The 24,572-nt window shown below is 36.6% G+C and carries 12 protein-coding genes and 1 riboswitch; of the genes, 5 read left to right on the forward strand and 7 right to left on the reverse strand.

Going from position 1 to position 24,572, the window contains the following annotated elements:
- Nucleotides 1-13: 13 nt before the first annotated feature.
- The 3 genes from J8281_RS00485 to secA all read left to right on the forward strand — a co-directional run bounded on the left by J8281_RS00485 (nucleotide 14) and on the right by secA (nucleotide 4,536).
- Nucleotides 14-589: a cob(I)yrinic acid a,c-diamide adenosyltransferase gene (locus J8281_RS00485; RefSeq protein ID WP_210195626.1), complete on the forward strand. Its 576-nt coding sequence runs from the start codon at nucleotides 14-16 to the stop codon at nucleotides 587-589.
- 137 nt (nucleotides 590-726) lie between these two features.
- Nucleotides 727-948: a DUF2795 domain-containing protein gene (locus tag J8281_RS00490; protein WP_008272287.1), complete on the forward strand. Its 222-nt coding sequence runs from the start codon at nucleotides 727-729 to the stop codon at nucleotides 946-948.
- Nucleotides 949-1,179: 231 nt separating this feature from the next.
- Nucleotides 1,180-4,536: a preprotein translocase subunit SecA gene (secA, locus tag J8281_RS00495; protein ID WP_210195627.1), complete on the forward strand. Its 3,357-nt coding sequence runs from the start codon at nucleotides 1,180-1,182 to the stop codon at nucleotides 4,534-4,536.
- Nucleotides 4,537-4,614: 78 nt separating this feature from the next.
- Here the strand turns inward: secA and J8281_RS00500 are convergent, their stop codons facing one another.
- Nucleotides 4,615-5,307 carry a peptidoglycan DD-metalloendopeptidase family protein gene (locus J8281_RS00500; RefSeq protein ID WP_210195628.1) on the reverse strand — a complete coding sequence of 231 codons (693 nt, stop codon included), beginning with the start codon at nucleotides 5,305-5,307 and terminating at the stop codon, nucleotides 4,615-4,617.
- A gap of 530 nt (nucleotides 5,308-5,837) precedes the next feature.
- Nucleotides 5,838-6,088: riboswitch (cobalamin riboswitch) on the forward strand.
- A gap of 87 nt (nucleotides 6,089-6,175) precedes the next feature.
- On the opposite strand from J8281_RS00500, the gene J8281_RS00505 reads away from it, so the two are divergent.
- Complete coding sequence (locus J8281_RS00505; protein WP_210195629.1) at nucleotides 6,176-8,053, forward strand: TonB-dependent siderophore receptor; 1,878 nt, start codon at nucleotides 6,176-6,178, stop codon at nucleotides 8,051-8,053.
- 126 nt (nucleotides 8,054-8,179) lie between these two features.
- Here J8281_RS00505 and J8281_RS00510 read toward each other — a convergent pair whose 3' ends face one another.
- From J8281_RS00510 to J8281_RS00535, 6 genes are all read right to left on the reverse strand, one after another.
- Complete coding sequence (locus J8281_RS00510; protein WP_210195630.1) at nucleotides 8,180-10,957, reverse strand: family 78 glycoside hydrolase catalytic domain; 2,778 nt, start codon at nucleotides 10,955-10,957, stop codon at nucleotides 8,180-8,182.
- A gap of 5 nt (nucleotides 10,958-10,962) precedes the next feature.
- Nucleotides 10,963-14,247, reverse strand: coding sequence for a glycoside hydrolase family 2 TIM barrel-domain containing protein (locus J8281_RS00515; protein WP_210195631.1), 3,285 nt, complete (start codon nucleotides 14,245-14,247; stop codon nucleotides 10,963-10,965).
- Between the two features lie 44 nt (nucleotides 14,248-14,291).
- Nucleotides 14,292-15,740, reverse strand: a complete 1,449-nt coding sequence (locus J8281_RS00520) for a sulfatase (protein ID WP_210195632.1) — start codon at nucleotides 15,738-15,740, stop codon at nucleotides 14,292-14,294.
- 227 nt (nucleotides 15,741-15,967) lie between these two features.
- Nucleotides 15,968-17,431: a RagB/SusD family nutrient uptake outer membrane protein gene (locus J8281_RS00525; protein ID WP_210195633.1), complete on the reverse strand. Its 1,464-nt coding sequence runs from the start codon at nucleotides 17,429-17,431 to the stop codon at nucleotides 15,968-15,970.
- 21 nt (nucleotides 17,432-17,452) lie between these two features.
- The gene (locus J8281_RS00530; RefSeq protein WP_210195634.1) at nucleotides 17,453-20,701 is read right to left on the reverse strand and encodes a TonB-dependent receptor; all 3,249 of its coding nucleotides are present in this window, start codon (nucleotides 20,699-20,701) and stop codon (nucleotides 17,453-17,455) included.
- A gap of 493 nt (nucleotides 20,702-21,194) precedes the next feature.
- Nucleotides 21,195-22,241 carry a GntR family transcriptional regulator gene (locus J8281_RS00535; RefSeq protein WP_210195635.1) on the reverse strand — a complete coding sequence of 349 codons (1,047 nt, stop codon included), beginning with the start codon at nucleotides 22,239-22,241 and terminating at the stop codon, nucleotides 21,195-21,197.
- A gap of 218 nt (nucleotides 22,242-22,459) precedes the next feature.
- Here J8281_RS00535 and J8281_RS00540 point away from each other — a divergent pair, with 218 nt between their 5' ends.
- Nucleotides 22,460-24,568 carry a bifunctional aldolase/short-chain dehydrogenase gene (locus tag J8281_RS00540; RefSeq protein WP_210195636.1) on the forward strand — a complete coding sequence of 703 codons (2,109 nt, stop codon included), beginning with the start codon at nucleotides 22,460-22,462 and terminating at the stop codon, nucleotides 24,566-24,568.
- Nucleotides 24,569-24,572: the final 4 nt, after the last annotated feature.

A 24,572-nucleotide genomic window follows, 5' to 3' on the forward strand; every position in this document is an offset into this window, starting at 1 on the left:
AAGTAATCAAACGATGAAAATATATACAAAAACAGGAGATAAAGGCACAACAGCACTTTTTGGTGGTACCAGGGTGCCCAAACATCACATTAGGATCGATAGCTATGGCACTGTAGATGAATTAAATTCGCATATTGGTTTAATTCGAGATCAAAACATTGATGCAGAAAGCAAAGCTGTATTAATAGATATACAAGACAAACTTTTTATTGTGGGAGCACTATTAGCCACAGATCCTGAAAAGGCTATTTTAAAGAGTGGAGAAAAACGACTTACTATTGCTACTATTGCAGATGAAGATATTAGAGTATTAGAACACGAAATAGACAAAATGAATGCATTATTACCGCCTATGACAAATTTTGTCTTACCCGGTGGGCATCAAACCGTGTCATTCTGTCACATAGCTCGGTGTGTATGCAGAAGAGCAGAGCGGTTGGCTACTGCGCTCTATGAAATAACTCCTTTTGAAGACACCACATTACACTATTTAAATAGATTGTCTGACTATCTTTTTGTACTGGCACGAAAGTTGTCCCACGATTTAAATGCAAACGAAATAAAATGGATTCCGAAAAAGAATGCATAAGATTACTTTGATACAAAATTGATAAGGGAAAACCTTAAATAATCACGTTCTTATAATTATTGTTTAAATAATTAGTTTTTTACTTGACTTTTTAAACTAAAAAATTATTTTTGCAAAAAAAATAAACCAGTAAACATATGTATTGGACTTTAGAATTAGCATCCTATTTGAGTGATGCACCCTGGCCAGCTACAAAAGACGAATTAATAGATTATGCCATTCGTACTGGAGCACCTCTAGAGGTTGTAGAAAATTTACAGGCGATCGAAGATGAAGGAGACTCATATGACTCTATAGAAGAAATATGGCCAGACTATCCTACAGACGAAGATTACCTTTGGAACGAAGATGAATATTAATACTATTGAAAATAGGTACAAAAGTCTCGCAAGAGGCTTTTTTTTTGCGTAAATTACGCCGTATTAATGACTGTTAACAAACACATAAACATTGTATAATAATGACCATCTAGGTCTTGAGACAATTACGAATCCTAAAAAGAATGTAACCCGAGTGTTACCTAAAAAAGGTTTCATAGCTTAGTTTCAATTAGAAACGATGATCTCATTAAAAACACATAACCATAAATCATGGGAATTTTAGATTCTGTATTAAAAGCATTTGTTGGAGATAAATCCAAAAAAGATATAAAAGAGATTCAACCCAAAGTTGAATTAATTAAAAAGGCAGGAAAAACAATCGAAAAGCTTTCTAATGATGAACTTCGTGCTAAAACTACAGAGTTTAAGAACGCTATAAAAGAAGCTCGCGCCGCTATTCAAAACGATATAGAAAAACTACAAGAAGAGGCAAATACTGTAGAGGATATCAATAAAAAAGAAGATATTTATGTAACGATAGACAAATTAAAAGAAGCGTCGTACGAAGCTACAGAAAAGGCATTACATGATATCCTTCCAGAAGCTTTTGCAGTAGTAAAAGAAACAGCGACCAGATTTGCTACTAATGAAACAGTAGAAGTAACCGCTTCTACATATGATCGTGAACTTTCTGGACAAAAAGAGTATATTACTCTGGATGGTGATAAAGCCGTTTGGGCTACGAGTTGGGATGCTGCAGGAAAAGAAGTAAAATGGGATATGATCCACTATGATGTTCAACTGATTGGTGGTGTAGCTATGCACGAGGGTAAAATAGCAGAAATGCAAACAGGTGAAGGTAAAACGCTGGTCGCAACGCTTCCTGTATATCTTAATGCCCTATCCGGAAACGGAGTGCACTTAGTAACTGTAAACGACTATTTGGCCAGACGTGATAGCGAATGGATGGCACCTCTATTTCAATTTCATGGTCTCACGGTAGATTGTATCGATAACCATCGCCCAAATTCTGCAGAACGCAGAGCTGCTTATAATGCAGATATTACGTATGGTACGAATAATGAATTTGGTTTTGATTATCTTCGGGATAACATGTCACACGCCCCAGAAGACCTGGTACAACGCCCACATAACTATGCTATTATTGATGAAGTAGATTCTGTGTTAATTGACGACGCTCGTACTCCTTTAATAATATCGGGGCCAATCCCTAAAGGAGATGTACACGAATTTGACGAATTAAAACCTAAAATTGCGGACATCGTTTCGGTACAACAAAAATACCTCACAACAGTTTTAGCAGAAGCTAAGAAGCTGATTAAAGAAGGAAACTCAAAAGAAGGTGGTTTCAAACTGTTACAGGTATATCGTGGGATTCCTAAAAACAAAGCATTGATCAAGTTTTTAAGTGAAGAAGGTGTCAAGCAATTACTTCAAAAAACCGAAAACTTCTACATGCAGGATAATAATCGCGAAATGCATAAAATTGATGCAGATTTATACTATGTAATAGAAGAAAAAAATAATCAAATAGACCTTACTGATAAAGGAGTTGAGTATCTTTCTGGAAAAGATGATCCTGATTTTTTCGTTTTGCCACAAATTGGTATGGAAATCGCCAAGATAGAAGAACAAGAATTATCAAAAGAGAAAGAAGCAGAGAAAAAAGAAGAGCTTTTTAGAGAGTATAGCGTAAAAAGCGAAAGAATTCATACGCTAAGGCAGTTGTTAAAAGCGTATTCTTTATTTGAAAAAGATGTAGAATACGTAGTGATGGACAATAAGGTGAAAATTGTCGACGAGCAGACAGGTCGTATTATGGATGGACGCCGATATAGCGATGGTCTACACCAAGCTATTGAAGCCAAAGAAAATGTAAAAATTGAAGATGCTACGCAAACTTTTGCTACGGTAACGCTTCAAAATTATTTCAGAATGTATGGTAAGCTATCCGGGATGACGGGTACTGCCGTTACAGAAGCCGGAGAATTATGGGAAATTTATAAACTAGATGTTGTAGAAATCCCTACAAATAGACCCATAGCAAGACACGATAGAGAAGATCTGGTATATAAAACCAAGCGCGAAAAATATAACGCCGTTATCGACGAAGTGACAGAGCTGTCAAAAGCCGGAAGACCCGTACTTATTGGTACCACATCGGTCGAGATTTCTGAACTATTGAGTCGAATGCTTACCATACGTAAAGTTCCTCATAATGTATTGAATGCAAAATTGCATAAAAAAGAAGCCGATATTGTTGCCGAGGCTGGTAAAACGGGCATGGTAACTATTGCAACCAATATGGCAGGTCGAGGTACCGATATTAAATTATCAGACGAAGTAAAGACTGCAGGTGGCTTAGCTATTGTAGGTACCGAACGTCATGATTCTCGACGTGTAGACAGACAGTTACGAGGTCGTGCCGGTCGTCAGGGTGATCCAGGGAGCTCTCAATTCTATGTATCTCTTGAAGATAATTTAATGCGTCTTTTCGGTTCTGAACGTATTGCCAAAATGATGGATCGTATGGGTCTGAAGGAAGGTGAGGTGATACAACACTCTATGATTTCAAAATCTATCGAGCGAGCCCAGAAAAAAGTAGAAGAGAACAATTTCGGAGTTCGTAAACGCCTTCTGGAATATGATGATGTAATGAATGCACAGCGAGAAGTAGTTTACAAACGCCGCTATCATGCATTGTTTGGTGAGCGTTTACGGGTAGACATCGCCAATATGATTTATGATACTGCTGAAGTAATCGTTGAAGGAAATAAAGGTGCTCAAGATTTTAAAAACTTCGAATTCGAATTAATACGCTATTTCTCTATGAGTAGCCCGGTTAATGCAGCAGAATTTGAAAAGATGGATGCACAAAAAGTTACTGCTGAAGTATACAAATCAGCTTATGAGCATTACCAGGATAAAATGAGACGTAATGCAGAAACGGCTTACCCGGTAATCAAACAGGTTTATGAAGACCCGTCTAGCAAATACGAACGCATCTTGGTTCCATTCACAGATGGTGTTAAAAGTATCAACGTGGCTACGAATCTGGAAAAAGCTTACGAGTCTGAAGGAAAACAACTCATTACAGACTTTGAAAAAAATATTACTCTTGCCATTATCGATGATGCCTGGAAAACTCATCTACGTAAAATGGATGAATTAAAACAAAGTGTACAGCTTGCCGTTCATGAACAAAAAGATCCTTTGTTAATTTACAAATTTGAAGCTTTTGAGCTATTCAAGGCAATGATAGAAGACGTTAATAAGGATGTTATTTCTTTCTTATTTAAAGGAGAATTACCAACAGGAAACACTCAGGACATTTCTGAAGCTCGACAAGTACGTAGAAGAGAGCAATTAGAAACCTCTAAAGAAGAAATCCCAAATATGGATGAACGAGCTGCTCAAAGTAGAGCTGCGGGACAAACACAGGGAAGACCTCAAGTAACTGAAACGATAGTGCGAGAACAACCTAAAATTGGTCGTAATGACAAGGTAACCATCAAACATGTAATGAGTGGAGAAAATAAAACTCTGAAATATAAACAAGCGCTCCCGCTAATAGAGAAAGGAGAATGGGTACTTGTGAATGAGTAGCTACTACCCAATGATTAGCTTTAGCAGGCTTAGACACTATCTAATCGTTCTCTTTTAACTACTAGAGGTAACGAATAATTATTTGATTTTTAATAATAAATTAGGATCAGGACAATTTTGCAGATAAAACTCTAAATCCCGTCGGCTTGAAACGCCGGGATAGTCTCCAATATGTCCTTGTAGATCCTTTATAATTTGAAAATGCAGATGGGGTGCATAATCTCCATTGATTGTAGCATCTCCCAATGTTCCTATACACTCACCTGCTGCTATTTTATGACCAACCTCAACAGAAACAAGAGAGGTTAAGCTGAGATGCCCGTATAATGAATAAAAAACGACATGGTTTATATTGTGTTTTATAATAATTGTAGGGCCATAATCTCCAAAATTGTTGTTGTTTTTAAAACTATGTATTGTACCCGCGAGTGGCGATAGTATTTCGGTGTTGGCATCGCACCAGATATCTAAGCCTAAATGTATATTTCTTTCGGTGTCTGGATTTGCTTGATTAAAATGAGTACTTCTTCTATATATATTTCTAGTCTCGTTGTATCCACCATAAGCAACTTTTGCATTATTTCTATGTACATATTCTGAAATGTACCGTTCAAAATCTTTAGACGATGAAACATCAATGGCATCAAGTGCTTTATTATGCTTTGATAAATCTATAGCAATGTAATCATTCTCGGAAAATTCTGTACTTATGACCGAAACAAAATCTTGTGACAAACTAGTAATAAACTCGGGGAAATTGGTAGTATCCATCAACAGTTGTAAAAATTTTTAGTTAGTTATTAGAAAAATACCAGTTCTAATGTTGAACTAGTATGCGCTCATTAAACAAAGTTACTATAATATCAAATTTTATAGCCATCTAAATTGTATCAAAACTTTAACTCGCTTTATGCATTAGAATTTCGTTATGAGGTTTGAAAATACCCCCGACAAAGCATTGCTTTGGGCGAGATGTAGCGTTAGAAGAGTGTTTACTAAGTTTCAGCATAGCAGTTTACCCTGAGCGTAGTCGAAGGCCTACGGTGAAACTTAAAAATACAACAAAATGTTTGGTTTTGCATCAGTTTAAAGTCGTAAAAGATTTTCTAATACATAAAGCGGCTTTAATCAATAGAATTCCCCAAGGCTCTCTATTCTTCTCTATGATTGTATACACTATTAAGTTGTAAAAATAGAGTTTTCTGATAATTTGTTGAATAATAAAATCTATGAAAATGGATCTCATTTCATTCTTTTGAAAGATAAATCATTTCTTCTGCTATTTATTGATTTAAAAATATATATTTGCGCCTGTATTTGGTGCTTCTATTTTACATCGTTAAAATAGAAGCTTAAAAGGGAATCTTGTGAAAATCAAGAACTGTCCCCGCAACTGTAAGCGTGTGCTGAATTTTTTCAGCATCTTGTTATACCAGTTCTACTTTGAAATGGTATTACCGCAAGTTGCTACTTCTTCAAACCACTGTCGTATGATGGGAAGGTTAAGTAGCAAATGCAAGTCAGGAGACCTGCCAAATTAAAACTAGTATTTGTAAGCTTCGGGTGAAGGCGTTGCAAAAATGTATTGACTTACTTCAATATAGAAGTAGTATGTATTAAAATTAAGATATTCAAAAGAATGAAAACGTATTTTTTTGCTGTTGCGGCACTATGCTTCGTTGTTGCAAAATCACAGGACTCACTTAAGGTAGTTCAAATGGGTGATGTAGTGATTACCGGAAACAAAATTGAAACCCCGGTAGAGAAATCGGGAAAGACAATTTTTAAACTCAAACAAGAAGAAATTGAAGCCAATCGAGGTAAAGACGTCACCGATTTACTTAATGAAATTCCTGGTATTCAAATAGACGGAAATTTTGCTACACCAGGTACAAATATTAGCTATAGAATACGAGGCGCTCAAAGCGAGCAAACGTTAATACTTATAGATGGTATTCCTTTTAACGATCCATCTGGTTTGACCCAGACATTCGACCTTCGTATGCTGGATTTGGATCAGGTAGCGTCTATTGAAGTGCTTAAAGGAGGGTTAAGTTCTTTGTACGGAACGGGAGCAGCAGCAGGTGTGATCAATATTACGCTCAAAGAAGCAGCCAAAGAGCCTTTTAAACTTATTACGAATATTGAAGTGGGTAGCTTCAACACGTTTACATCCAATATTAACATTTCTGGTGCAATTGATAAGTTTAAATATACCATTAGTAACTCCTATCGTACTTCAGATGGCTTTTCTGCGGCTTTGGATACTATTGGAAATCAAAATTTTGATGATGATGGTTTTAAGAGTTCAAATGTAATGGCTAGATTAGAGTATCAATTCAACGATCGGTTTTCGATAGGGCTATTAGCAGCACGTGACCATATTGATAGTGATTTTGATGCAGGCGCCTTTAGAGATGACGATTCTGAGTTAGAGCAAGAGTTACTTAAGTTTGCTTTATCACCTAAGTACGAATGGACTTCTGGTGGTATAAGAGGTAATTTTTCTTATCATACAAATGAACGAATTTTTAATTCCCCAAGTTTTAGCAACCCCGATGAACGGGATATAAGTGAGTTTAACGGGAATACACTGCAAGCAGACATTATTGTGGATCAAGCTATTACTAAAGATATAAAATTAGTAGGAGGGGTTAATTTTCAACGTCCAGAATGGGAGCCTGAAGATGCAGATGATGAAAGTTTTACAATGATCGATCCTTATGTATCTATCATTCATGACTATGAGAATTTTAATTTCCAACTGGGAGGCCGGTTAAATAACCACAGTTTGTACGGAACAAATTTTGTGTGGAATATAAACCCTAGTTACAACATAAAGTTTGGTAATCATGCTGTTAAGATTTTAGGTTCTTATGCAACGGCATTCTTATCACCATCTTTGAATCAATTGTATGCTGGGGATTTTGGATTTCTTGAGGCCAATGCGGGTAATCCAGATCTCGAGCCACAAGACTCAGAAACGGCTGAAGGTGGATTTGAATGGAGGTCTACTAAAAAATTCAAGTTGTCAGCGGTTTATTTTTATCGAAAAGATGAGAATCTTATAGATTTTATTTTTAATGATGACTTTACCATAGGGACATATACCAATGTTGAAGGGGAAACCAAAGTAGACGGAGTAGAGCTTACCTCTAGCTATAGTTTCTTACCACAACTTATATTGACAGGACATTATACGTATACCCGATCACTTGATGATGAAGTAATTTTGAGAAGAGTTCCCGAAAATAAATTTGGATTTACCCTATCAGCTATTCCCGTAAAAGATGTACTCATAAAAGTAACCCATTTGCATGTGGGAGAAGTTCCTGAAAATGAAGAGATCACTCTAGACGCCTACGACTTGTTTGATGGTGTTATATCCTACACATTTAAGAAAAAACTGTCGGTCTCTGGAAGTATTAATAACATTTTCGACACCGATTATGTAGATCGTTTTGGGTGGACAGCTGCTGAAAGAAATTACAACATCGGATTGAGATATGAATTTTAACTATATTTTAGTTTTAATACTTCTATGTGACAAATTATCATATGTAAAAAGGTTTGTTGCTGTTCACGATAACAAATCATCTAATTTTACCGTTTTTAATTATGTAAACCTTATACCCAATATGAGTTAATCATTCTTTTCTATTCTAATAGTATATACTCCCGGAGAAATTATCGCAGTTTGATCATTTTTGATTTCGAATTTGGTGTAAGTTCCTAACAGAGCATATCCCTTTGGAAGAATTAGTCTTGCTGAAGTATTAGGAGGGACTTCTAAATGATAAATTATGATGTCCCTTTCCTTTTTCCAGTTGCTCACTATCGTACCCTGAAGGCTTTCATAAGAACAACGAACCCATTCTAGCGCTGTATCCAAACCTGGTCTCAAAATGATGGTTTCATCTTTTGTTAGATCCACCTGAATTCCTCCCAAATATTGATATAACCAAAAACCGATATTGGTTGTAAAAGGGTGATGATTGGTTCCATAGCCTGCTGCGTTCAAATTTTCTCCCATAGTGCTTCTTTCATTTTTTACGAAATGCAACCATCCTGGGCTTTTTTCTTGGGTAACCATATCATATACGGTTCGTATATGTCCTTTTTCAGAAAGATATTTTAATAATGGATTTACACCTACAAATCCTACATTGGTATGATTCTCATTTGTACGTATAGCTTCTAATAAACGTTCGAGAACCAGTTCTCTTTTATTTTCAGGAACGATGCCCAATTGCAATGGAACCACTTGTGCCGTTTGACTCCCTTCACTGTACCATCCATTTTCTTTTAAAAAAGTACTATTGTATTTTTCTTTGATTTTTTCTGCTAGATTAGCATATCGCTTCTGATCTTTCTTATTTCCTAAAATTATAGCAAAATCAGCAACCAACCGGTGCAAATAATAATTTGCTGCAGTAGAAGTTTGCTCAATTGGTGTCAACCCAGGGCCCCAACCATTAGCCCACTGTTTTAGATCTAACCAATCGCCCAGCGACCAATATACTAAATGGTCTAAGGCTGTACTTTCTACAAAATCAGCATATGCTTTTACAGATGGGTAGGCTTTTTTAAGTATCGCGGTGTCACCTGTGGCTCTAAATAGCTCATCGGTCACAAATCCTATGGTACCCCCCCACCATGGATCATCATATTGAATGGTGGTATCTTTTTGTTTCTTCGTTTTTTCTAAAAATCCCCATCCATTAGTAGGAACAATAGGAGGAATATGTCCGTTTGGCTCCTGAGCATCTATCAAATCCTGAAGGTATTTTTTATAGGTATTGATCACATCAAAATTCATCAAGTAAGATTCCATAGTAATCATTCCTCCATCAAAAGCCCATCCCATTTTTTCTCTAGTGGCCTCTTCTCCCGGCATACTATGTATAGAATTAAGCAAAGTTCTTTGTACTGCTGCGTGAAGTTGATTTAATCTCTTATTAGAACATTCGAAAGTGCCTATACTTTGTACATCGGTATGTACAGATTTTGCTTCAATAGATTTGATAGATTCTTTTGAAACACCTTCAACCTGTACGTATCTGAAACCGTGATACGTAAAACGTGGCGAAAATTCATCAGGTTGTTTTCCACTTAATATCAGCTTTCCGTGTTGAAATCTTCCCCATGTATGACCAGCGCTATGCTTTTTGTTTAATGTACCATCATTATGTAAAGCTTCATTAAAATAGAGATGAACTAATGTACCTTCTTTTCCTTCAATAGTAACATCTGCATATCCTGTGATATTTTCACCAAAATCAAAAACAGTTACTTTTTCGTTTGGGCTCCAGACACTATCTGCTTTAAAACTCCGTGTTTCTCTAAGCGGGGGCATATATTGATACGATAATTTTCCTAAAGGCGCAGGCACTTGTTGAACAGGTTTCCATAAGGAATCATCGAAGCCATTTGACGTCCAACCCGCTATATCAATTCTGACATCAATAGTTTCTCCACCTCTAATACTATTATATACAATAGGTCCATACGACCACTTCCAACTTTCATCAGAGATAATAGTTTCAATATCTCCATTTTCGTATTCAACGATGAGCTGGCAAAGCAGTTTAGGAGGTGTTTTCCAATTGGCCTTTTCCATCTGGAACAAATCTCTTTCTGTATGATTGTAAAAACCGTTTCCTAGTATACTTGCAATGCTATTTATTTTTTCTGATTTTAAGTTTTTCGTGACATCATATGCAAGGTATTTTACTGTTTTTTGATAATCTGTAAATACAGGATCCAATACGTGATCACTTACTTTTTCCCCATTCAAGTATAACTCATAATATCCTAATCCCGAAATGTATACGGTGGCTTTTTTAATACTGCTTTTGATAGCAAATTCTTTACGCATGTACACTGCTAATGAATCTTCACTACTAAAAGTGCGCGAATTATCATATTGGCTAAAGGGCTCTCTATGATCACTTACTTTTGCATACTTATTAGAGACCCATTGCGCTTTCCAGTCTGCAGGAGTTAACATTCCCGTTTGCCAATACCCTACTTTACTCCACTGACTTTCAGCTCCTATTTCATCCCAAACTTTTACTTTCCAAAAATATGTAGTATTCGATTGTAGAGAATTTCCGGAATAGAGGATATTGAGATTTTGAGCACTTTCTATTTTTCCTGAATTCCAAAGATCAGCTTCGGCTACAGAAAGCAATTTTTGAGAAGAAGCCACCAGAATCTGATACGCAGATTGATACTTTCCAGATGTGCTTGAGGTTAATTTCCAACTCAATTTGGGGTTTTTACGATCAATACCGATAGGATCTTGAAGATATTCTACAGTCATGTCTTGTACAATACTACGGCTTTGTTCTTGCTCACAGCTTATGGTAAGCAATGATATGACTAGAACAAGCGCTAAATGATTGCTAATGATTTTCACGTGAATTAAGGATTAATGGGATGGATAATAAAGCTATAGGTTTGAGCTTCGGCATTAATTCTGAAGGGCTCATGGGGTCTGGCATCAATACTCCAGGTGTTATCGCCACCTACACCCATTTGTCGATGGTCTATATTAAGTGTAATTGTCTCGCCAAATTTTAAGTCTTCAATACGATTGGCCTGTTCGATCTGATCTTGTGCAAAAGGCCAGGCACTAAGGTTTAATGGTTGGTGAATTCCTTCAATACGAATTCCTTTTCCCTCAGCATTTGTTAGCGTAGCCCAAAATACGTCGGTTTTATTACTACTCTCCTGCGGCCGGACATAATAGGTGAAATCCTTTTTTACAGATTCAGTATACCTTCCAAAGAAAGCGCCGGTTTTCTTATCTGCATAATTTTCTAAAGGCCCCCGGCCAAACCATTGCAATTGATCAAATGCTTTAGGAATTTCAAGTTGCCAACCTATTCTGGGGATATCAGGAAGATTTGATGCAGGTTGAAACGAATAATCCAATCGCATCGTACCATCAGTAGAGAATGTGTATATTTGAGTAATTAAAGATGCCGTGTCTCCTAATCTATGTGTGGTGACTACCTGGACCTTATGCTTCTCTTTCTTAGGTAAAATACTAACTAATTGTTGATTTGCAGAAGCTTCTTTCCAGATTTTTTGACGTTTCATAATCCCATAAGCCAGATCATTATCTGTTGGTGCTCGCCAATAATTAGCTTTTGGAGCTTTTGCAATCATGTTTTCTCCATTAAGAGCATATTTAACCAGTGTTCCGGATTTTTTATCAAAAACGGCCTCAATAGTATTAATAGTGATGAGAATATGTGTATCTGTTTCTTCTAATGTTAGAGACATTTCTTTTCTTGGGGTATTTTTCTTCGGAATATATTTCCATAAAAATTGCTCTGCAGCTATTTCAAATCCCTTTTTTGCCCAAGGCTTATCCTCTTTTAATACAAAAGCGATCTTGATATGATACCTAAGCCCAGCTTCTGTCTTAACTTCAGGAAGTGACACTTGAAGAATTCCGTCTGCACCCGGAAGAATATCAGGAGATTCTGCTGTTCCGTTACGGATCGCTTTTCCATCTTTAGTAATTTCCCAGGTCACATCATACTCCTTTAGATTTGTACGAAAATGCCGGTTGTGTACTTTAAATTGCCCTTTCGTTATGCTATCTGCTTCTATGGTTACACGTTGCCAAACATATTTGGCTTGCCATGAGCCCGACTTTAGTTTTCCATCAGCAGTTATTAGTCCTTTTTGTATCGGGTTAAGGTCTGCTTGTTCTTGTCCAAAATCTACACCGTGTTTCCATAAAGGTTTTTCGTTTTGAGATTTCTTTTTTATCAATTGATCTCTCCAATCCCATACAAAACCTCCTACAAAGCGAGGATATTTTCTAATGGCTTTCCAGTATCCTTCCAGGTCTCCGGTAGAATTTCCTTGAGAATGTGCATACTCGCACCAGATCACGGGGCGTTTATCGTCAGCTTTTGTTACCAGGTCGATCATATCTTCAGTCAAACGATACATTCGACTAATAAAATCAGTATACATGCGGTCTTTCGGTTCAGGTTTTGGCCAATTGTATCCATAAATATTTTGCGCTCCTTCTGCATGAATCGGTCGTGTAGGATCAAACTCCTTTATCCAAGAAGACAAAGCTGCATGATTTGGACCAAATCCAGATTCGTTACCTAAAGACCAGCTCACAATACTCGAATAGTTTTTATTGCGTTCTACCATCCTTATACCCCGTTCTAAAAATGCTGTATGCCACTCTGGAAGATTACTGAATAAAGAGCCTTTACCATGACTTTCGATATTGGCCTCGTCCATCACATAAATTCCATATTCATCACAGAGTTCATACCAATAAGGGGGATTGGGATAATGAGAGGATCGCGATGCATTTATATTTAATTGTTTCATCAATTCAGCATCTCGACGCATTGCCTCTTTGGTTACCGCTTTTCCTGTGGTAGCATCCCAATCATGACGGTTAACACCATATAACAATATTGGCACACCATTTACTTTAAACTGCCCATTACTGATATCAATCTCGCGAAACCCTATTTTCGTACTTCGTGCCTCTACAAGTCTATTTTTACTATCTTTTAAAGAAAGTACCAGCGTATACAGATGAGGATATTCTGCGGACCACTTTTTTGGGTTTACAACCTTGGTTTGTAATAAATTTTCAAAAGGACGGTTACCTATCTCTGGATGATACTCGTTTAAAATCTGATCTACTGTAGTTTCCAGAGGTTTTTCTAAAACTTTTTTTCCTGCTGCGTCAAAAAGTTCAACTTCTACCTTCCAATCCTTAGTGTCTGTTTTTTCAAACAGTTTGATTTCAGGACGTATTTGTAATACAGCATCTTCATATTGATCATCTAGATCTGTGCGAACTGCGAAGTCATAAAGTTGTACTTTGGGTGCTGCTTCCAAGTATACCTCTCGCGTGATCCCGCTCATACGCCAGTGATCCTGGTCTTCAATATAACTACCATCACTCCATTGAGATACCTGAAACGCGATACTATTATCTTTGGGCTGTAAATAGGAAGTAATATCAAACTCGGCAGGAAGTCGATTATCTTCACTATAACCTACATACTTTCCATTTACCCATACAGATAAAGCAGAAGAAGCTGCCCCTATGTGTAACGTAATTTGCATATTTTTCCAGTTTCGAGGAATATCGATGCTTTTTCGATACAAACCTGTGGGGTTATAATCTTTGGGGATATGGGGTGGTTTCACACCTTTCTTTTCCCAGATCTGATGCGTGAGTCGATGCCATGGTTTTCCATAGCCTTCGAGTTCCCAATTAGCAGGAACTGAAATGGTATTCCATCGTGTATCAGAAAATGAATTTGCATAAAATTTATTGGGTACTTCAGAGGGATTTTCAACTAAATGAAATTTCCAAGAACCGTTTAACGATTTTTTCCTTTGAGATTGATCCCGGTCTCCTTCTAATGCCATTTGTTGATTAGGGTACGAGATCGAGGTAGCGCGGGCCGGAAGTTTATTCACCTGTGTGACCGTAGGATTTTGCCAATAGGGTATTTGTTGGGAATACACCGACTCAAAAGTTAGGATGAATCCAATAAACAATATCAGAATACTCCTCTTTCTATAATAATTTTTAAACAAATGGATGATCTTTAAGATTGTAGATTCCTGATTATTATGAAAGCTACATGCTACATCCCCCTGACCCCCTTCAAAGGGGGAATTTTTTAAACCATACCTATACATACGCTTACTTACTTAAAGTTTGTCAAAATGATTATTGTTTCACCCTAAAAGGCGGCTTTTTTAACCGCTGTATACTTTTCTTTTACCTTTTTTTCTAATGGTTTATACTCCGATTTATCTATTAAATTATTGGTTTCGTTCGGGTCCTTTGACAGGTCATATAACTCTTCAAAAATGATTTCATCGGTATTTTGATTCATAAAATACTTCATATACTTTTTATCCTTCCACACCAAACCCTCTGTACTCGGAATGTAGTAGTGTTCTGACGATTGCCACAAATGTTCATAGAAAAAAGCATCTCGCCATTCGATCTCTGGATTTTCTATCAGTTTAGTAAGATCTTTCCCCTGCATAGTGATAGGAGTGGTCACATGGGCCATAGATAAAATCGTAGGAGCAATATCAATATTCAATACTTTTTTATCAATTGTTTTACCAATAGTAGGATTTCTGGGATCATAAATAATCATGGGTACCCGTATAGAAGGATCACTACCATACCACTTACCGGCAAAACCATATTCACCTAAGTAAAAGCCATTATCGCTAGTATATATAATCACCGTATTTTGATCTTTTCCGGTTGCTTTTAGTTGTTCCACAAGCTTCCCCACGATCACATCTACTCCGTGGATGAGTTGGTAATATTTTTTAATGGATATTTGCTGCATTTCTGGGGTTGCAAAACGCGTTTGCCAACGTTTTCGGGCGACATTGTTAGTTGTGAAACTAGCAGGGAAATGATTAAGATACGCCTCTGCAGAGGTAGAAGGAATTAATAGAGTATCCCCCTTATACAAATTGTTATAGGCACTATCTGGTAAAAAATACCCGGGATCCCCTTCTACATGAGGAGCTTTAAAACTAATCGATAAACAGAAAGGTTTTTCAGTGTTTTTTTGTTGTTCTAAAAATTCAAAAGCTTGTTGCCCTATTTTTTGAGTCAGATGGATGGGGTCTCCGTTTTCATCTTTTTGATTAAAAGAACCCTGTCCGCCAAAACCTTTCCAGTAATCATACTCCGCGACTGGTAATTGATTGCCCACACCATATTTTCCTATAAATCCAGTAATATATCCCGCTTTTCGTAAAAGCAGCGGATAGGTGTTCTGTAATTGTGTTGAGGTAAAGTTTTTACTAAATCCCCATATCTGATGCCTGCGGGCATATTGCCCCGATAAAATACTCGCCCTGCTTACTGCACAGATAGACGTAGTGACGTATGCATTCTTAAAATACACGCCTTTTTTTGCTAAGGAGTCAATATGAGGAGTTTTGATATCAGGGTTTCCTGTATAACTTAAGGCATCCCAGCGTTGATCATCGGTAAGCAGAAAGATGATATTAGGGCGTTCTATCGAGTCGACATCCTTCGATCGTTCATTTTTCTCACCCTTACATTGGCAAAATGTAGTGATTAAGAGTAGCGCTATGGCAATTTTAGCACTTTTTTTTATGATAGTGTTATCTATTTTTACTTGAATATTCATGAAACTGCAACTATTATTTATGGTGAAAAAGATAAAATACCTTCTGGATGTTAAGGCGATAACATCCAAAGGCATTTTTTCTGTGTGATATTTTGTGCTTTACACAATCATAAATAAACTATTAAAATTGACTCACCCAAACGTCTTATCATTTGACTGACATTGACTACCTATCACATAAAATTGTGTAAAATATCAAAAAAAAATAATTAAAATTATCTTATAAGTTATTCCCATCCTGGAGTTTGCTGCATCCCAAACTCTATGACTTGGTTATCAGGAATTCCAATTATTGTTCTAATATTTTGATATGCATTTCCTGTTAGTGTTAAACCATCTGCAACCTGTTGTGCCCCGTGTGCTGTCATAACTTCGACTAACTTACCTGTTCGCAACAAATCAAAATAACGATGCCCTTCAAAAACCAGTTCTCTTCTTCGTTCATCTGCTATTGTCTGCTCGAGATTAGCTAGCTCTTGTGGACTTAATTGAGGACTTAATCCTGCTCGTTGTCGTATTGTCGCTAGGATAGTTAATGGGTCTCCCCCACCTACTTTCTCATAACATTCTGCAAGCATCAATAAGGCATCTGCGTAGCGATACATTTGCCAGTTTATGTCCTGTTGGTTCAAATTATCTTGCGTAACAAAAGGTTTTGCAAATTTACCAGCCCATGGGTACGCTACACCGGTATCATCTATATATATCCTGATATTATGAGCCCTGCGCTGATCATCATCACTGTATAGATCAATTAAATCTTGCGTAGGTTGGTATTGATTGCCATTAGGATTTGGGTTAATACCTTCTCCTAAAATTTCCTGCTCACTTACAGAGGGCACATAGGCACTAAAAAAGTCGGCACCTTGCAATAAAGAAGGACTGTACTGAATTTCAAAAATCCCTTCATTATGATTTCTGGTAAAAAATACATCTTCATAATTGGGGAGTAAAGAATACCCTAATCTGGTAATTTCTTCTAGTAATGGTCTGGCAGCTTCATATTGTGGTGGTGATTGTGCCATATGCATTTTTGCTTTTAGCATTAAAGCTGCACCTCTAGTAGCTCGACCAGGATCGTCTGTAGTGTTGGGTAGCAAATCAATTGCTTCTTGTATATGATCAAAAATAGCAGTATATATTTCTTCTTGTGTATCTCTTTCTAAAAATTCATCCGATAATATCTGATCAGGGGTTTCACCAGGACGTATAATAAATGGCACATCTCCAAAAATTCGAGTTAAGTGAAAATAAAATAACGTTCGTAAAAATAGTGTTTCGCCTTTTCTGGCATCTTTAGTATTCTCATCATTAAAAACCGCGTTATCCACACTAGCCAGTATAAAATTAGCTCTTGCAATTCCTTGATACAACCTGTTCCAATATTCTGAAATATTGGCATTAGTAGAATTCATTGAGAACTCATCGATTTCCCTATTCGCCAGTGCGCTATTATTTACGATTTCGATATTTGTATTATCAGATCGGCTTTCTCCAAACCGAAGCTGAAATCCTCCACCATTATATAACGCCCTATTTGAATTATACACGGCAGCCAATCCTTGATCAATTTCGTTTTCGTTTTGAAAAAAATCAACAGGTGTTCTAAATTGTACGGGTTCCTCGTCTAGAAAGTCGTTACAACCTACCAGGAACGTGCTTATTACTATGATTTTCAAAAATTTTCTCATAATATCTTATCTTTTCTAATTTTAAAAAGTAATATCAAGGCCTAAACTTACTGTTCTAGCTATAGGGAAAGCTCCATTATCTACATTTCTTACAGCAGCATTATCTGCGTTTCGGTTTACCGTAGGGTTACCATATTCATATTCAGTAAACAGAAAAGGGTTTTGAGCACTAATATAGACACGTGCATTTCTAAAACTATCGTTAAAAAAATTTCCCTCTAATCGATATCCTAAAGTAATATTTCTAATCCATAAATAATCTGCCGCCTGAACTGCTAGAGAATTAGGAGCCCTAAAAAATTGACGACTTCTTCCACTCGCAGTACCTGGTATTGTACTTGTAGTAGGATCATCTCCCGGTCGCCATCGGTTGAGAAGTAATGGATCAATGTTGAACTGCCCATCAGTTTGGTCCCATAAGTACTGGTTTTGTCCTAACAAGATATCTTGTCCTACAGCCCCATCACCCGTAATACTCAGGTCGATATTTTTATAATTAATTCTAGTTGAAAACCCGAATACGAAATCTGGATTAGGATCTCCTATGATCGTAAGATCGTTGGCTCTAAGTTCTCCATCGGCTTGATCAGGGATCCCATCACCATCTGTATCGATAGTAGGAATATCTTCAAATTTTAGAGAACCTTCAACAGCCCCTGGATATTTAGGTATATCAGGATTATCGATTTCTTCTTGAGTAAATAAACCGGTCACATTAAAACCTCTATATAGGCCAATGGGTTGCCCTTCTCTTATCTCGGTCATATTAATAACCTGACCATCTACTCTGGTTAAATCACTACCCCCTGGGAAAAAGAATCCTGATTCTTGTGGGATGTCAATCACCTCATTTCGATTAGATGTATAATTTAGATTTATAGACCAGCTAAAATCTGATTTTTCTATAATACGCGCAGAGAGTTCCAATTCATAACCTTTATTTTGAATTTCTCCTAAGTTTGCACCTACTCCCCCTAATCCACTTGTTCTAGGAAGATTTTGAGTAAACAAAAAATCAACAGATCTTGTATCATAATAGTCTGCACTTAATGTTATTCTATTTCGAAAAAGTCCCAAATCAATACCAAAGTTCGTTTCACGGGTTTCTTCCCATCCCAGATTTTGATTAGGTAGCCCTGTAACAGCTGCCCCTGGGGCCAAAGTATTACCATAAAGATAATTTACATCAAGATTGGGACTTTGAACACCTACTCTACCCCTAAATGTGTAATTTCCTGTATTGCTATTATTACCACTAATACCATAGCCACCTTCAATTTTTAAATCAGAAATTACATTTCGAATAGGTTTAAAAAACGCTTCATTAGATATTCGCCAGGCAGCTCCAAAAGCAGGGAAATTACCATATCGATTGCCTTCTCCAAATCTAGAAGTCCCGTCTCTACGCACAGTAGCTGTCAAATAATACCGCTCATCGAAACTATAATCTAAACGACCAATAAGAGAAGTTAAGGTAAAAACCTGATTATCTGTTCTAGCGTTAAATTGTGAAGGGTCTACGGTATTCCCAACGCTAGGTATACGAATTTCGGGGTCTGCTAAATTATTTGATTGTAAAAAAGTCTCTGTAGCTTCGCGTTTCTCTGCCGTAAAGCCCGCTAAAAGTTGTAAACTATGCCTTTGGTTATTCCCGAATCGCTTAGCATAATTTAAGGTGTTTTCTAACACCCAGTTAAAAGCTGTACTTTCAAGAACTGATGCCGAGGCTCTAGTAGTACCTAAAGGACTCGCCCGTACATTAGGCCCAGGTAATTTGGCAGGAACAAAAGAGGTGTTTCTTCTATCTATAGATTGTAAAGAACCAAAAATTTTGGCTTTTAAACCTGGTAGAAATTCCCACTCCAGAAATGTTCCTAGACGAACCAAATCGGCTCTGCGTTCTGCTTCTCTTTCGGTCATAAAGCTTACAGGGTTTGCGTTTCTGGATCTAAAAAGAGAAACTCCTGTTATAGACCCTGTTAATTCTCCATCGTCATCCCGTAAAGGAGCAGAAGGATCCATCCATTGTGCAAGGGGAATAGCGCTATAAAATCTACCATTTCCTGATATTGCGTTAACTCCGTTTCCTGTAGCAGTTGTTCGACTTGGCGCAAAATTGAGTCCTAATCTTAGCTTATCGGTAATATCGGTATCAAAATTAAAATTTAAAGAATATCGCTTAAAGCCAGTATTTATGACGGTACCTTCACGATCTTGATGCGCTATAGAAGTAGCATATCGACTACGTTGACTACCTCCTTTTACGCCAATGCTGTAGTTTCTTACCAGTGCATCTCTGGTTATCAAGTCAAACCAATTGTTACCTTCTCCCAAGCCTGCTGCTAATGCAGCATTGATCTCATCGCGTGCATCGAGCTGTAATCCTCCTAAAGGGGATCCTGCAGCCTCTTGATCTTCGAATACTTCTAGCGTATAGTTTGCAAGTTCTGTGGCATTTAACACATCTGGTTTTTCATAATCTGGTATAGACTGAATTCCCACATTGGTACTAAATGAAATTACCGGAGTCGTATTTTTCTTTCCTGTTTTTGTAGTGATCACTATTACCCCATTAGAGGCACGAGACCCATATAATGCTTTGGATGCCGCATCTTTGAGCACACTAATCGATTCTATATCATTTGGGTTGATAGAATTGAGAATATAATTATCCTGTTGATCTCCTGCATTGGTTCCTAATGGAAAACCATCTACAACAAAAAGAGGATTGTTATTTCCAAAAGTCGAAACTCCTCTAATATTAAGCTGAGGGCCTCCATCGGGTGCTCCATTTTCTCTAAATTGCAAACCTGACACCTGACCAAAAAGAGCTTGCTCAAATGTGGCTATTTGTTGATTTTCTATAGTTTCGGCTTCAACTGTAGAAACGGCACCTATGATCTCTGATTGCTTACGCGTACCATAGGCTACCACTACAATTTTCTCTAATCCCAGTACTTCTTCTGTTAAAGAAACATCGATAATTTTTCGCCCATTGACTACAATTTCTCTATTTTCATATCCTATATACGAAAAAACCAGGATGCTTTCTGAAGAAACCGTTATGGTATAGTTTCCGTCAAAATCTGTTAATGTTCCTTGGCTTGCTCCTTTTACGGTAATATTAACTCCGGGAATGGGGTCACCTTCTTGAGAAGTTACATTACCCGTAACCTTTATATCTTTTTGTGCCTGTAACGCCATGGTGCCTAAACATATACAGAGCAAAAACCAAAAAAATTTACTTGTGGATAGTTTTATTTTTTTCATATGTTATTAGTTAATTTAGAGGCTATTTTTTGATGCATATATCCTCTCGTGATTCCAATAAAAGAGATCCAAAAAAAGATCGCGTTTTGTTTTCAGTTTTTAATATTAACATTCCTTTAATTGATAACTATCCTGTACTATGCTGTATGCGTTTGCTTATTTTTAACATCTTCCTCAATCGATGTAGTACTTACTTTATGAAATTTAACACGGGGAAATCTTAGGTTTCTCAAATGACTTCTTATATTTTTTTAACATGTAGATTTATGGGTTATTATACATGCTTCGGATTTTAAGTAATGTGAATTATTGCAAAGGAAAGTACCACTTCAACAGTCTATTTTCTAAATTGATAATCTATAGTAAATAAACTTAGTGTAGAATAATGGGTTGTATAAATTATCCAGGTAAAGTCACTTATTTTCAATTGACTTTAGAACTATATTTAAAATACATAAATGAGTATACTTATTATTTGTAGGCAAGTAAATAGTCAAACCGATCCCCGATCAATAAATTTAAAATCATTCTTAATCTGTTTTATTTGGTTTTCAAGGATAAGTTGTGCCGTAGTTTCTCCCATCTTTTTAAAATCTGTTCCGATTACAGTAATCCCTAATAACTCTTTTAATGGGGTATCATTATAAGAGATAATACCAATTTCTTTACCTAATACCAAAGAACTGTCTCTTACTTGTTTTACTAAATCTACTAGATCGGTTTCTTTAATCGTAATATAAGTATCCCCCGCTCTTAGTTCCATACCTTCATAGATATCATCTAAAATTTCAAAATCAAATGAATGGGCAACACAAAACTTTCTGAAACCATGTTTGATTTCTCTAGGATATGGATAAACAGAGGTATCGGGATAAATCAATATGAGTTTTCCGTAATTTTTCAATTTCTCAAGTCCTTCTTCTAACGCTGCAATGATATCATTCTCAAAATCTTGATAAACTTGTATAACCTCATCCTTTGAAAAATCAATTTTGTTGTCTAAAAGAACAAGTTTATGATAAGGTAATTCTTTAATCGCTTCTAAAACTTTATCGGTATAACCTATATGTTTAAGTTGTTCGTTTTTAAAATGTGACATGATTACATAATAATCATAATGCCCCTTATACCGTTCCATTAATTTCAAAAATAAGGTTTCGTCGCAATGATAAATATGAAGATCGAGATGAGCATTAGTTCCTATAGCATTCAGAAATGAGTTATATATTGTCATTTTATATGAACTCAATTTATTAATTAAAAAAAGGATATTTAACTTATTAATAAGATCAGTTTTGGCTATATAATATCCTTTACCTTTTACTGATTCTATAATTTTACGCTCTTTTAAAAGTTTGTATGCCTTCTCTACGGTATCACGAGAAAGATAAAATTCTTCACTTATTTCATTGATTGATGGTATTTTTTGTCCTATTTCGAGATTGTCTCTTGAAATTTCATCTATAATCGAGTCAACAATCTGTTTGTACTTGGGTTTTCTCGAATTATGATCTATCTGAATATTAACTATAAGATCCATATATTATGTAGGGGTAAAGTTTTATAAGTTGTGTTGAAAAATAAATAAAAATCAAAGAATATTATTGATTATTTAACCATTTTTTACATAAATTATAAAAGAATTCGTAGTACACCTACAGCTATACAGCATACTACAGGATGGAGAATGCTACTACTAATTCTATTTTCATGCCATAATAGTTTAAAACTTAAAACCAACTAAATTCAATATACATTATGGGAATAACCAAAAACATGTACAAGCATGTAGACTATCTTTGGGATGATCAAAAAGCGGCTTCATTTCATAATGACGAAATAGCACTTTTTTTATATAGATCTAATATTCTTGGTGCCGATCTACGTATTACTAACTATGGTGGAGGAAATACCAGCTGTAAAACTATAGAAAAAGATCCTCTAACTCATGAAGATGTCGAGGTTATGTGGGTAAAAGGATCTGGTGGAGATATTGGTACATTAAAAAGATCGGGTATTGCTGGACTATATACACAACGACTTAGAGCTCTTAAAAAAGTGTACCGTGGTATCGAATATGAAGATGAAATGGTTTCTCTTTTTAATCATTGCCTGTATGACCTTGACAGTAAAACGCCATCTATTGATACCCCCTTGCATGGATTATTACCCTTTACACACATTGACCATCTTCATCCCGATGCTGTTATTGCTATTGCGGCCGCAAAAGATGGAGAAAAAATTACGAAAGAGATTTGGGGAGATACCATGGGTTGGATCCCATGGCAACGGCCCGGTTTTGATCTAGGATTGCAACTCGAAAAATGTATTGAAACTCAACCCGGAATTAGAGGTATTGTTTTAGAAAGTCATGGGTTATTTACCTGGGGAGCGACTTCTAAAGAATGCTATATCAATAGCCTCGAGGTTATTGAAATGGCTACATCGTATATAGAACAAAAAATAAAAGGAAATAACGGTTATGCTTTTGGAGGACAAAAAGTACGTAGTCTTACCCCTAGCAAGCGCAAAACACAGGCCTCGACTATAGCTCCGATACTAAGAGGTCTGTGTTCTACCAAACAGAGAATGATTGGTCATTTTACCGACGAAGATAGGGTACTAACCTATATTAACAGTAATGATTTGGATAAGTTAGCACCTATGGGCACTTCTTGTCCCGATCATTTTTTAAGAACCAAAATCAAACCTTTGGTTCTCGGTTTACTACCCAATGAAGATGTGTCGCAAACTGAAAATATTATAAAGAGGCTACAACCAGAATTTGAAAAATACAGACAAGACTATACCGAATATTATGAAAACTGCAAACATGAAGATAGTCCAGCCATGCGGGATCCAAACCCAGTAGTAATCATATATCCAGGGATAGGAATGTTTACTTTTGCTAAAAATAAACAAACCGCCAGAGTTGCCAGCGAATTTTATGTTAATGCTATCAATGTTATGAGGGGGGCTGAAGCTATTTCAGAATATATCGCGTTACCCAGACAAGAAGCATTTAATATCGAATATTGGCTATTAGAAGAGGCTAAATTACAACGAATGCCAGCCGAAAAACCTTTATCCAGAAAAATTGCTATGATTACGGGAGCCGCCGGAGGCATTGGCAAAGCTATTGCCGATAAGTTAGTAGCTGAAGGAGCCAATGCTATAATTACCGATTTACAACAGGAAATACTGGATAGTGCAGAAAAAACTTTTAATAAAGATGAGGTTGTAACATCAATTTGCGATGTTACGGATCAGGATTCTATTGCAGACGCATACCAAAAAGCTTGTATATCATTTGGTGGAGTTGATATTATTATTCATTCTGCAGGACTAGCTATTTCAAAGCCTTTAGAAGAAACCTCTATCTCAGACTGGGATGTATTGCAAAATGTACTGGTAAAAGGACAATTTCTAATGGTTCAAAAAGGCACAGAGGTTATGAAACAGCAGGGATTGGGAGGAAATATTATTAATATCGCTAGTAAAAACGGTTTGGTATCAGGTCCTAATAATGTTGGCTATGGTACCGCAAAAGCTGCACAACAACATATGACGAGATTATTGGCTGCAGAGCTTGGCCCACAAAAGATCAGAGTAAACACTATAAATCCTGATGGGGTAATTGTAGGCAGTAAAATCTGGGAAGGAAAATGGGCAGAAGGCAGAGCAAAAGCTTACGGAATTAAAGTAGAAGAACTCCCTGCTCATTATGCTAAACGAAATCTACTCAACGAAATTATTCTTCCTGAAGACATAGCAAATGCAGTTTTTGCACTATTAGCTATCTTAGACAAAAGTACTGGTAATACAATCAATGTAGATGGTGGTATGCCTAATGCATTTGTTCGATAATACT

It is taken from the genome of Aquimarina sp. U1-2 (genome assembly GCF_017897595.1).
Taxonomy (GTDB): Bacteria; Bacteroidota; Bacteroidia; order Flavobacteriales; family Flavobacteriaceae; genus Aquimarina.